The organism is Mucilaginibacter sp. P4_G9 (assembly GCF_056400985.1).
The window spans coordinates 1-1,173 of sequence record NZ_JBFUKF010000790.1; the positions used below are offsets into that span (position 1 = coordinate 1).

Below are 1,173 nucleotides of genomic sequence, written 5' to 3' on the forward strand. Positions count from 1 at the left end.
GTTTTTTATAAAGTCGATCCGAAAGAGATTGACTATATTAATGAGTGAGATGTCTTATAAATCGTTTGTATTGTCTGATGTTGGAACGATTCAAAATGCCTTATCGGCAGAAGTAGCGAAAATTTCTATTGCTTACACGCAATATTTCAGTACAGCTCAGCAGGTTATTATGGTTTTTGTATATATGTTGTTTGCCTTTTTTGTGGACGCAAAATTTGCTCTGCTAATTTGTATAGGTGGAGGGCTTACCAGTGTAGTTTACAAAAGAATATATACAAGTACCAAGGTGGCATCCCGGAAATTAACCTTTGAATCAAATTTTTATCAGGGACTTATTATACAATATGTTAATAGCTTTAAATATTTGAAGGCAACCGGCTTGTTGAAAAAATATAATGTCAAATTATTAGGTACAATTGATTTAATAGAATCCAATAACACCAAAATTGGAAAACTTGGGGCTATTGTATCTGCCACCCGCGAACCACTTTTAATATTAGTGGTAAGTTCAATCATTTTAATGCAGGTTAATTTGTTGGGGGGGGCTTTAAGCACAATTTTAATTAGTTTACTTTTCTTTTACAGGGCTCTTTCTGCATTAATGTTAATGCAGGTGTCTTATAATGGTTTTTTAGGAGTTTCAGGCTCAATGGAAAACATGTCAGTTTTTGAAAATGGGTTAATTGAAAGCCGGGAGGTAAATGGTAAAGTAAAGATTAAAAAGGTTGAAAATGAAATTGCACTTGAAAATGCGATGTTTGGATACAAAGACATATCGGTACTCAAAAATATATCCCTTCAAATTCCTAAGAAAAAAACTGTAGCCTTTGTGGGTGAGAGTGGCAGTGGCAAAACGACACTTGTAAACGTTTTAGCTGGCTTAATACCATTAAATAGTGGAAATATGTTAATTGATGGTATTAACAGAAATGAAATAGATATTAATTCTTATCAAAAAAGAATTGGGTATATCACCCAGGATCCTGTCATTTTTAGTGATACCATTTTTAACAATGTTACATTTTGGGATGAACCAACACCGGAAACATATTTGCGGTTTGAACGGGCTATTCAACAAGCTTCTATAGCTCAGTTTATCTCAGAGTTGCCATTAAAAGAACAAACTGAATTAGGTAATAACGGTATAAATTTAAGCGGCGGACAACGACAAAG

Annotated in this window: 1 protein-coding gene; it reads left to right on the forward strand. The window is 33.7% G+C overall.

What is annotated here, in order from left to right; genetic code table 11:
• Positions 1-40: 40 nt before the first annotated feature.
• The coding region (locus AC1DPZ_RS27670) for an ATP-binding cassette domain-containing protein (protein ID WP_477409574.1) at positions 41-1,173 on the forward strand (1,133 nt) is incomplete at its 3' end.